The following is a 10,497-nucleotide window of genomic DNA, read 5'->3' on the forward strand; positions in this document are numbered from 1 at the left end:
TGCATATGCTGATCGTCGTTGAAATCCTGGTACCCCTGCTGGCCGGCCTGCTCGTCAGTCTTTACCTGCGGCGCGCCCTGTGCAGCCTGCTGGTCGATGTGTGCGGGACGGCGGCCCGCTCCGATTTCTGGGTACGATTGACCACCATCCAGGTGATTGCCTTCCCGCTGCTGCTGGCGCTGGGGTTCGGCATCAGCGGCCGGGCTGACGCGAGCGCCGAAAGCGTCCTGCGCATGGCGCTGATCATGACCACGGCGGGCATCGTGGCCGGCGTCGCCATTGTCGGCCGCAGCATTGCGAAATCGATTCCGAAGGGGGCGAAATGAACATCCTTGTGTGCGGGGCCTCGGGTTTTATCGGCAGCGCCGTGTGCGCGCGGCTGGCGGCGGCCGGGCACCGCGTGCTGCGCGGGGTGCGCCACGCGGTGCACCCGGACGATGTCGCCATCGACTACAGCAAGGACGTGCAGCCGGCCGCCTGGCGCGAGCGGCTGCGCGGCGTGGATGCGGTGGTCAACGCGGTCGGCATCATCCGCGAACAGGGCGCGGCCAGCTTCGAAGCGCTGCATGCGCGCGCGCCGGCGGCCCTGTTTGCGGCCTGCGCCGAAGCGGGCGTGCGGCGCGTGGTGCAGATTTCCGCGCTCGGCGCGGCGCATGGCGACACGCCTTATTTCACCAGCAAGCGCGCCGCGGATGAGGCCCTGATGGCGCTGCCGCTGGAATGGATCATCCTGCGCCCCTCGCTGGTGTTCGGGCCGGACGGCGATTCGGCCGCCATGTTCTGCCAGGTGGCCAGCATGCCCGTGATGGCGGCGCCGGCGCTGGGCGGGGCGCGCTTCCAGCCGGTCCACGTGGACGACCTGGCGCAGGCGGTGCTGGCCGCGCTCGACCCGGCCACGCCGGCGCGGCGCGTGATCGACGTGGCCGGGCGCGACGCGGTCAGTTACGACGCCATGCTGGCCGGCTATCGCGCCGCGATGGGCTTCGCGCCGGCGCCCGTGCTGCATATCCCGGCGCCGGCCATGGCCCTTGCCGCCCAGGTGGCGGGCCAGGTTCCGGGCGTGCCGCTGACGCCGGACAACTGGCGCATGCTGCGCGCCGGCAGCGCGCTGGCGCCGGACGACCAGGCCGGGCCTGCCGCGCTGCGCCAGCTGCTGGGGCGCGCGCCGCGCGCATTGGCCGAGTTCATGGCGCCGGCCGAGGCGGAGCTGCTGCGCCTGCGCGCGCTGGCCGGCTGGCGCAACATCCTGCTGCGCGCGACGCTGGCCCTGGTCTGGCTGGTCACGGCCGTGGTCAGCGCCTTCATCTACCCGCAGGCTGACAGCCTGGCCCTGCTGGCGCGCGTCGGCCTGGAAGGGCCGCTGGCGCTGCTGGCGCTGTACGGTGCGGCGGCGCTTGATGCTGCCTTCGGCATCGCCACGCTGGCCTGGCCGCGCCGCGCGCTGTGGCTGGCGCAGGGCGCCCTGATCCTGGGCTACAGCGCCGTGATCGCGGCCTGCCTGCCGGAGTTCCTGTGGCACCCCTTCGGGCCGCTGCTGAAGAATCTGCCGATCCTGGCCATGCTGGTGCTGCTGTACGCGGAGGAGAAGTAGTGGACTACCTGACGGTCAAGACCATCCATATCCTGTCCTCGGTGCTGCTGGTGGGCACCGGCTTCGGCACCGCCTTCTACCTGTTCTTCGCCAACCGCTCCGGTTCGGTGGAAGCGATCGCAGTGGTGTCGCGCCTGGTGGTGCGCGCCGACTGGTGGTTCACCACGCCGGCCGCCATCGTGCAGCCGCTGTCGGGCGCCTGGATGATCCACCAGGCCGGCTACCCGCTGGACGCCTTGTGGCTCAAGGCCTCGCTGGCGCTGTACCTGCTGGCCGGCGTGTGCTGGCTGCCGGTGGTGTGGCTGCAGATCCGCATGGGGCACATGGCGCTGGCCGCCCACGCCGCCGGCGCGCCGCTGCCGGCGCAGTACTGGCGCTACGCGCGGCGCTGGGAGCTGCTCGGCTATCCCGCCTTCATCGCCATGCTGGCGGTGTACTGGCTGATGGTGCACAAGCCGCTGTGAGGCTTGCCCGATCCTGCCGGCGCCGGGCAGGATCAGGCAAGTCATATCCAGCTTTAGGCATTCACGCGCCAGCGCGTCGGGAGTTTAATGACTGCATGCCGGTCCGCCGGAAACCACGCAAAGGAATGCATCATGCCCAAGAAGATCCTGGTCGTCCTGACCGCCACTGAGAAATACCCGCAAATCAACCGCGCCACCGGCATCTGGCTGGGGGAGGCCGTGCACTTCGTGAAGGTGGTGCAGGAAGCCGGCTACCAGGTTGACTATGTGACGCCGCCCGGCGGTTATACGCCGATCGACCCGCACAGCCTGGCGCTGGCGGAGCCGCTGGACTGGGCCTGGTACCACGACCGGGATTTCATGAACCGTCTGGGCGCTACGCGCAAGCCGGCCGACGTGCGCGCCGGCGATTACGCCGCGATCTACTATGTCGGCGGCCACGGCGTGCTGTGGGACTTTCCGGACAATGCCGAGCTGCAGGCGCTGGCGCGCGACATCTACGAGCAGGGCGGCTATGTGGCGTCGGTCTGCCACGGTGCGGTGGGCTTGCTGAACATTCGCCTGTCCGATGGAACGCTGCTGGTGGCGGGCAAGCAGGTGACCGGCTTCTCGGACGAGGAGGAGCGCCTGGCGGAACTGGACCAGTACGTGCCCTTCCTGACCGAAACCGAATTGCGCAAGCGCGGCGCGCACTACGCCAAGGCGGAGCAGCCATGGCAGCCGTTTGCCGTCGCGGACCAGCGCCTGGTGACCGGCCAGAACCCGGCCTCCGGCGCGGCGGTGGCGCAACTGCTGCTGCAGCAGCTGGGAGCCTGAGGCCATGATGGACGCGATTGAAATCAGCCAGCCCGGCGGGCCCGAGGTGCTGCGCCTGGTGCGCCGCCCGCTGCCGCAGCCGGGTCCGGGCCAGGTCCTGCTGCGCCATATCGCGGCCGGCGTTAACGGGCCCGATGTCATGCAGCGCAAGGGTTTGTACGATCCGCCGCCGGGCGCGCCGGACATCCCCGGCCTGGAGGTGGCGGGCGAAGTGGTGGCGCTGGGGCCGGGCGTGGACGGCCTGCGGGCCGGCGAGCTGGTCATGGCGCTGGTGCCGGGCGGCGGCTACGCGCAGTACGGCGTGGCGGACGCCGGGAACGTGATGCCGGTGCCGCCCGGCCTGCCGCCTGTTGCCGCGGCGGCGCTGCTGGAAACCTTCATGACGGTCTGGCTGAACATGTTCCAGCGCGGCCGCTTGCAGGCCGGGGAGACGGTGCTGCTGCACGGCGGTGCGTCCGGCATTGGCACTACGGCCACCATGCTGGCCAAGGCCTTTGGCGCGCGCCGCATCATCACCACCGTGGCGACGGCAGCGCAGCGCGACGCCAGCCTTGCCTTGGGCGCCGACGTGGCGGTACTCTACAAGGAGCAGGACTTTGTCGCGGAAACCATGCGCGCCACCGGCGGCCATGGCGCCGACCTGGTGCTGGACATCATCGCCGGCGAGTATGTCGCGCGCAATTACGCGGCGGCGGCAATGGATGGCCGCATCGTGCAGGTTGGCGTGATCGCCGGCGCCGCGCCGCAGCTGGACCTGTTCCCGATGCTGAGCAAGCGCCTGACCCACCTTGGCTCCACGCTGCGCGCGCGCAGTGCGGCCGATAAGGCGGCGCTGATGGCGCAGCTGCGGCAGCACGTCTGGCCCCTGTTGCAAAGCGGCGCGGTGCGGCCGCAGGTGTACCGCACCTTCCCGCTGGCGCAAGCGGCGCAGGCGCACCGCCTGATGGATTCGGGCACGCATTTCGGCAAGATCGTTTTGACCATGGAGGCTGCAGCATGAGTACCTATGTGTTCGCCAGCCTGCGCTGCCTCCCGGGCCAGCAGGCGGCGGTGCAGGCGGCGCTGGAGCGGCTGGCCGCCGCCAGCCGGCAGGAGCCGGGCTGCCGGCAGTACCGCCTGTTCGCCGCAGCCGAAGGCGCGCCCGGGCTGCACGTGTTCGAGGAATACGCCGACACGGCGGCCCTGGCGGCACACCGCGCGGCGCCGCATTACCGGGCCTACCGCGCATTCGTGGCGGATAAGCTGGCGGCGCCGGTCGAGGTGCAGCGGATGGCGGCGCTGTGAACAGCGCGGCGCTGGCGGCGCGACTGGCAGCCTTGCTGCCGCAGGACGGCAATGCCGGCACGGCCTTGCCGGGCGTGACCCTGATGCGCGCCGACCGCAGCAAGCCGCCCAGCGCCGTGCTGCAGCGTCCGACGCTGGTGTTCATTGCGCAGGGCCTGAAACGCGGCTTCCTGGGCGACGAGGTATTCCATTACGCGCCGGGGCAGTACCTGGTGGTGTCGGTGCCGCTGCCCTTTTATTGCGACACGGTGGTGAGCGGCGCGCCGATGCTGGCGCTGACGGTGGACATCGATATGGCCCTGGTGTTCGAGCTGCTGGGCAAGATGGCGCCGGCCGCGCCGGCCGACGGCCAGGACGGGCGCGGCATGGCGGTACTGGCGCTGGATGCCGGCGTGGCTGGCGTGGTGGAGCGCCTGCTGGACTGCCTGCCGTCGCCGGAGGAGGCGGCGGTGCTGGGCCCGCAACTGCTGCGCGAGCTGCACTATCGCGTGCTGCAGGGGCCGGGCGGGGCATGCCTGCGCGCGCTGGCGGCGCGCCACGGCAAGCTGGCGCCGGTGTTTGCCGCCTGCGAAACGCTGCAGCGCAGCTTTGCCGAGCCGCTGGACGTGGCGACCCTGGCACGCAGCGTGGCCATGAGCGCCTCGGCCTTCCACAAAGCCTTCCGTCAGGTGACCGGCATGTCGCCGGTGCAGTACCAGAAGGCGCTGCGCCTGCATAGGGCGCACGACCTGATCACCGGACGGGGCGCGGCTGCCGCGCAGGCCGGCTTTGCGGTCGGCTACGCCAGCGCTTCCCAGTTCAGCCGGGAGTTCAAGCGCCTGTTCGGCTATCCGCCCAGCGCCGCCGCCTGAGTCCTACTTATCCTGCTTCTGCGGCTTGCCCTTGTCCATCACTTCGCGGCAGTCGCCCTTCATGGTGGCGTTGTCGTAATTGGTCCAGCCGTAGCTGTCCACGACGCGCTTGTGCAGCTTGAAGTCCGGGTTGAGGAAAGACCACTCCGGCAAGTCGTCCGGGTAGCGGATGTCGGCCACGTCCAGCATGGTGTGGAAGAAATTTTCCGTGGCCAGCCTGGCCTTGCGGTTCTTGTGCAGGGCGGCCACTTTGGCGGGATAGCGTTCGCGGTACTGTTCCGAGTACCACATGAAGGCCGGCACGTGGAATTCGTACTGCGTATTGTGGCCGTGGAAGGCCAGCTTGCAGCTGCCGTCGTACAGGGTTTGACCGTGGTCGGCCACGTACACCAGGGAGGCCAGTTGCCCGGTGGCCTTCAGGTCGCCGATCACCTGCGCCAGGAACCAGTCGGTGTACAGGATCGAATTGTCGTAGCTGTTGTTCAGCTGCGGCTTGATCTTCAGGTCGGTGTACACCGGCTTGTCGATGCCGAACAGCGAAGGTTGCCACTTGTCGAATTCCTTCGGGTGGCGCTGGCTGTAGTTCCAGTGGCTGCCCAGCGAGTGCAGCACGATCAGCTTCTTCGGCGAAGGATCGGCCAGGGCGCGCTTGAGCGGCTCGAACAGCACGTCGTCGAAGTTGGAGTTGTTGGTGAAGCCGCCCAGGTTGAGGAACTGGATCACGTCCGCCTCCTTGGCGAACACCGAGACCGGCGTGTCGTACTGGCCGAAGGAGATCTGGTTCGACAGCCACCAGGTCTTGAAGCCCGCTTCCTTATAGGCGGTGATGAAGGACTTTTCGCTGAAGCCGTCCTTCAGGCTTTGCGTGGCCGGCTTGCGTGAGATGATCACCGGCACCGAGAGGCGGGTGGCGGAGACCGAGGTGATCACGTCCGACAGCGCCACCAGGTTGCCTTCCTTGCCCAGCAGCGGATTGGTTTCGCGCTTGTAGCCGTTCAGGCTCCAGCGGTCGTAGCGCGACGATTCGCCCAGCACCATCACCACGATTTCCGGCGCGGCCGTGCCATCGAGCTGGCGTGCGCCGAAGCTGAAGCTGGCGCTGCGTTCGTTCAGCTGCGACAGGTAGCGCCGCTCTTTATAGAAGTCGTAGCCGCGCGCGGCCAGGCCGAATGGCCAGGATTCGATGAAGGCTTTCGGCTCCACCGGCACCCGGGCCCAGTGCGGCAGGGGCGGACCGGGCAGGCGCAGGGTGCGCGCGCCCGCTACTGCGGCGCGCGCCGGGTCGCTGGCCTCGTCCTCCGCCTCCTCGCTGGCGCTGGCGCTGGCGGATGTGCCGGCGCCGGCCGATGCCGCGGCGATGCCAAATTCATAACCCCAGGCCGACACTGCGGCAAGCAGCACCAGCATGGCCAGCGCCACCCAGCGCGAACCGTCATGCCAATCGAGCTCGCGCGTCTGGCGCGCGGCGCGGAAGCAAAGCACCCACCACGCCGCCACGCCGATCATCACGGCCGCCATGGTCCACACTTTCTGGCCCAGGAATTCAAGCGCTTCGCGCGGGCTGGTCTCGGCCAGGATGCCCAGGTGGTGGGTGGAAATGCCCTGGCCATAGAACACGAACAGGTAAATCTCGGTCGGCAGCGCGAGGAAGGCGGGAATCAGCAGCCAGTGGAAATAGGCCGGCCGCTTGAACAGCGCCCACACGGCCACCCAGGCCACCAGCTCGATGCCGAGCAGCTGCCACGGCTGCTCGACGGGCTTGCCCAGCAGCAGGGGCACGAACGGCACTGCCGACAGGGCCAGGTAGCTGAGGAGGATAAACAGGTGGGCAGGGCGCAGCAGCAGTCGCATTACAGGCTGGAAAGGACAAAAATGAACGTTATTATGAGGGGAATGTCGCGCCTGCGGGCGGCGAAATGCTGCCACTTAATTCAGCAAATTGGTTGACTGAGCGGTTAACCGGGTATATACTCGCGAGTTCTCAATTTAGTCTGCGCATCGTATACGCCTCGTTTTGAGTGACGTTCAGCGCGCCCTAAGAGATACCGTTTTAGCCCCCGGGCAGCACTGCCCGGGTTGTCAATGCTGTAATTTTGTTGGATTTAAAACGATGCCAACCATCAATCAATTGATTCGCAGCCCACGTACCAAGCTGGTCGTGAAGAGCAAATCGCCGGCACTTGAAAACTGCCCGCAAAAGCGTGGCGTGTGCACCCGCGTGTACACCACCACTCCTAAGAAGCCTAACTCGGCACTGCGTAAAGTTGCAAAAGTGCGCCTGACCAACGGCTTCGAAGTGATTTCGTACATCGGCGGTGAAGGCCACAACCTGCAGGAACACTCGGTTGTGCTGATCCGCGGCGGTCGTGTAAAAGACTTGCCAGGTGTGCGTTACCACATGGTCCGTGGCTCTCTGGATACCCAGGGCGTTAAAGACCGTAAGCAAGCTCGCTCCAAGTACGGTGCGAAGCGCGCTAAAGCCGCTAAGAAGTAATTCTTGCAATTTAATTGAGTTGAGGCGGTCGCGAGACCGAGTAAGTGGAAGGCTATGATGGCCTCCGCGAGTGCTACTAAAGAGGCACTCAACTGAAGACAGGAAGGAAATAACATGCCACGTCGTCGTGAAGTACCCAAGCGCGAGATTCTGCCGGATCCAAAATTCGGTAGCACCGAAGTCGCTAAATTCGTTAACGTTCTGATGCTGTCCGGCAAGAAGTCGGTTGCAGAAAACATCATCTACGGTGCGTTCGACCACATCCAGCAGAAGTCCGGCAAGGATCCTCTGGAAGTGTTCTCCGCAGCAATCAACAACGCCAAGCCACTGGTTGAAGTGAAGTCCCGCCGCGTTGGCGGTGCGAACTACCAGGTGCCGGTCGAAGTGCGCCCAGTGCGCCGCCTGGCTCTGTCCATGCGTTGGCTGCGCGAAGCCGCTAACAAGCGCTCCGAAAAGTCCATGCCACAGCGTCTGGGCGGTGAGCTGATGGAAGCCGCGGAAGGCCGTGGCGGTGCAATGAAGCGCCGTGACGAAGTCCACCGTATGGCTGAAGCGAACAAAGCGTTCTCGCACTTCCGCTTCTAATACGTTTGGCCGGCCATCCGTGGCCGGCCTTGTTCAAGCCGGGCGCATTTTTGTTCTGAAGATGCTGCTCGGTTTTGTCCATTCAAAGATTTAGGATCAATTATGGCCCGCAAGACCCCCATTGAGCGCTACCGTAATATCGGTATCTCCGCTCACATCGACGCTGGTAAGACCACCACCACCGAACGCGTCCTGTTCTACACCGGCGTGAACCACAAGATTGGTGAAGTGCACGACGGCGCCGCCACCATGGACTGGATGGAGCAGGAACAAGAGCGCGGCATTACCATTACCTCGGCAGCGACCACCTGCTTCTGGTCTGGTATGGCGAACAACTTCAAGCCGCACCACATCAACATCATCGACACCCCAGGGCACGTTGACTTCACCATTGAAGTTGAGCGCTCGATGCGTGTTCTGGACGGCGCCTGCATGGTTTACTGTGCAGTGGGCGGCGTGCAGCCACAGTCGGAAACCGTGTGGCGCCAGGCTAACAAGTACAAAGTCCCGCGTCTGGCTTTCGTGAACAAGATGGACCGTACCGGCGCCAACTTCTTCAAAGTCTACGAGCAGATGCGTGCCCGCCTGAAGGCCAACCCAGTGCCGATCCAGGTACCAATCGGCGCCGAAGACAACTTCGCCGGCGTGATCGACCTGGTCAAGATGAAGGCCATCATCTGGGACGACGCGTCCCAGGGCATGAAGTTCGACTACAAAGACATTCCAGCTGAACTGGTGGACACCGCTCAAGAGTGGCGCGAGAAGATGGTCGAAGCGGCCGCTGAATCGTCCGAAGAGCTGATGAACAAGTACCTGGAAGAAGGCGACCTGTCCGAAGAAGAGATCAAGACCGCCCTGCGCAAGCGCACCATCGCTTCGGAAATCGTTCCGATGATGTGCGGCACCGCCTTCAAGAACAAAGGCGTGCAGGCGATGCTGGACGCGGTGGTTGAGTTCCTGCCATCCCCAGTGGACATCGACGACGTGGCTGGTACCGACGAAGACGAACAGCCAGCAACCCGTAAGGCATCGGACGACGAGAAGTTCTCCGCGCTGGCATTCAAGATCATGACCGACCCGTTCGTCGGCCAGCTGGCCTTCTTCCGCGTGTACTCCGGCATGATCAACTCCGGCGACACCGTGCTGAACTCGGTGAAGAACCGTAAAGAGCGTCTGGGCCGTATTCTGCAGATGCACGCTAACCAGCGTGAAGAGATCAAAGAAGTGCGCGCTGGCGACATCGCCGCTGCCGTGGGCCTGAAAGACGTGACCACCGGCGAAACCCTGTGCGATCCTTCCTCGATCATCGTCCTGGAGCGCATGGTGTTCCCAGAGCCAGTGATCCAGCAGGCAGTTGAGCCGAAGACCAAGTCCGACCAGGAAAAGATGGGCCTGGCCCTGAACCGCCTGGCACAGGAAGACCCTTCGTTCCGCGTGAAGACCGACGAAGAATCCGGCCAGACCATCATCGGTGGTATGGGCGAGCTGCACCTGGAAATTATCGTTGACCGTATGAAGCGCGAATTCGGTGTGGAAGCGACCGTTGGCAAGCCACAGGTTGCATACCGCGAAACCATCCGCAAAGCGGTGGTCGATTCCGAAGGCAAGTTCGTCAAGCAGTCCGGCGGTCGCGGCCAGTACGGCCACGCTGTGCTGACCATCGAACCACAGGAAGCCGGCAAGGGCTTCGAGTTCGTCGACGCGATCAAGGGCGGTACCGTTCCACGCGAATACATCCCTGCGGTTGAAAAGGGTGTGCGTGAAACCCTGAACAGCGGCGTGCTGGCAGGCTACCCAGTGGTGGACGTGAAAGTCACCCTGACCTTCGGTTCCTACCACGACGTTGACTCGAACGAGAACGCGTTCCGTATGGCCGGTTCCATGGCATTCAAAGAGGGCTGCAAGCGCGCATCCCCAGTGATCCTGGAGCCAATGATGGCTGTGGAAGTCGAGACTCCGGAAGACTACGCCGGTACCGTGATGGGCGACCTGTCGTCCCGCCGCGGTATGGTGCAGGGCATGGACGAGATCCCAGGCGGCGGCGGCAAGATCATCAAGGCGGAAGTTCCTCTGTCCGAGATGTTCGGCTACTCGACCATCCTGCGTTCCGCGACCCAGGGCCGCGCGACCTACACCATGGAGTTCAAGCACTACTCCGAGGCGCCTAAGCACGTGATCGACGCAATCGTCACCGCTAAAGCGAAGTAAAATTGATATTTACCCGGGCGGGGGAGATCCTCCCGCCTGGTTTGACCTTAAATCTAAAGTTCTGAGGAAGAATTAAAATGGCAAAAGAAAAGTTCGAGCGGACTAAACCGCACGTGAACGTTGGCACCATCGGTCACGTTGACCACGGCAAGACCACCCTGACCGCTGCAATCGCAACCGTTCTGTCGAAGAAGTTCGGCGGCG

12 protein-coding genes are annotated in these 10,497 nt (G+C 65.0%); 11 read left to right on the forward strand and 1 reads right to left on the reverse strand.

The annotated features are described in order from the left end of the window. The first annotated feature begins 5 nt into the window (after nt 1-5). The 7 genes from ACE3TQ_RS16395 to ACE3TQ_RS16425 all read left to right on the forward strand — a co-directional run bounded on the left by ACE3TQ_RS16395 (nt 6) and on the right by ACE3TQ_RS16425 (nt 5,006). Complete coding sequence (locus tag ACE3TQ_RS16395; RefSeq protein ID WP_374583354.1) at nt 6-326, forward strand: hypothetical protein; 321 nt, start codon at nt 6-8, stop codon at nt 324-326. Then, on the forward strand, nt 323-1,591 hold the full coding sequence (locus ACE3TQ_RS16400; protein ID WP_374583355.1) for an SDR family oxidoreductase: 1,269 nt from the start codon (nt 323-325) through the stop codon (nt 1,589-1,591). Before ACE3TQ_RS16395 ends, ACE3TQ_RS16400 begins: the two co-directional genes overlap by 4 nt. Beyond that, on the forward strand, nt 1,591-2,055 hold the full coding sequence (locus ACE3TQ_RS16405; protein ID WP_374583356.1) for a DUF2269 family protein: 465 nt from the start codon (nt 1,591-1,593) through the stop codon (nt 2,053-2,055). Before ACE3TQ_RS16400 ends, ACE3TQ_RS16405 begins: the two co-directional genes overlap by 1 nt. A 132-nt stretch (nt 2,056-2,187) precedes the next feature. Next, nucleotides 2,188-2,871, forward strand: coding sequence for a type 1 glutamine amidotransferase domain-containing protein (locus tag ACE3TQ_RS16410; RefSeq protein WP_374583357.1), 684 nt, complete (start codon nt 2,188-2,190; stop codon nt 2,869-2,871). A 7-nt stretch (nt 2,872-2,878) separates the two neighbouring features. Next, the gene (locus ACE3TQ_RS16415; RefSeq protein ID WP_374583364.1) at nt 2,879-3,871 is read left to right on the forward strand and encodes an NAD(P)H-quinone oxidoreductase; all 993 of its coding nucleotides are present in this window, start codon (nt 2,879-2,881) and stop codon (nt 3,869-3,871) included. Continuing rightward, nucleotides 3,868-4,155, forward strand: a complete 288-nt coding sequence (locus ACE3TQ_RS16420; RefSeq protein WP_374583358.1) for a putative quinol monooxygenase — start codon at nt 3,868-3,870, stop codon at nt 4,153-4,155. The genes ACE3TQ_RS16415 and ACE3TQ_RS16420 overlap by 4 nt, the downstream gene beginning before the upstream one ends. After that, a complete protein-coding gene (locus tag ACE3TQ_RS16425; RefSeq protein WP_374583359.1) occupies nt 4,152-5,006 on the forward strand; it encodes an AraC family transcriptional regulator N-terminal domain-containing protein in 855 nt (284 codons plus the stop codon). The genes ACE3TQ_RS16420 and ACE3TQ_RS16425 overlap by 4 nt, the downstream gene beginning before the upstream one ends. A 3-nt stretch (nt 5,007-5,009) precedes the next feature. On the opposite strand, the gene ACE3TQ_RS16430 is transcribed toward ACE3TQ_RS16425, so the two are convergent. Then, the gene (locus ACE3TQ_RS16430) at nt 5,010-6,857 is read right to left on the reverse strand and encodes a phosphoethanolamine transferase (RefSeq protein WP_374583360.1); all 1,848 of its coding nucleotides are present in this window, start codon (nt 6,855-6,857) and stop codon (nt 5,010-5,012) included. A gap of 259 nt (nt 6,858-7,116) precedes the next feature. Here ACE3TQ_RS16430 and rpsL point away from each other — a divergent pair, with 259 nt between their 5' ends. From rpsL to ACE3TQ_RS16450, 4 genes are all read left to right on the forward strand, one after another. After that, nucleotides 7,117-7,500, forward strand: coding sequence for a 30S ribosomal protein S12 (rpsL, locus tag ACE3TQ_RS16435; RefSeq protein WP_374583361.1), 384 nt, complete (start codon nt 7,117-7,119; stop codon nt 7,498-7,500). Between the two features lie 114 nt (nt 7,501-7,614). Continuing rightward, the gene (rpsG, locus tag ACE3TQ_RS16440) at nt 7,615-8,085 is read left to right on the forward strand and encodes a 30S ribosomal protein S7 (protein WP_130316713.1); all 471 of its coding nucleotides are present in this window, start codon (nt 7,615-7,617) and stop codon (nt 8,083-8,085) included. Between the two features lie 102 nt (nt 8,086-8,187). Then, a complete protein-coding gene (gene fusA / locus ACE3TQ_RS16445; RefSeq protein WP_374583362.1) occupies nt 8,188-10,293 on the forward strand; it encodes an elongation factor G in 2,106 nt (701 codons plus the stop codon). Nucleotides 10,294-10,370: 77 nt separating this feature from the next. Next, a partial coding sequence (locus tag ACE3TQ_RS16450; RefSeq protein ID WP_374583365.1) for a GTP-binding protein occupies nt 10,371-10,497 on the forward strand: 127 nt, incomplete at its 3' end.

It is taken from the genome of Pseudoduganella sp. (assembly GCF_041914865.1).
Classification (GTDB): domain Bacteria; phylum Pseudomonadota; class Gammaproteobacteria; order Burkholderiales; family Burkholderiaceae_D; genus Rugamonas.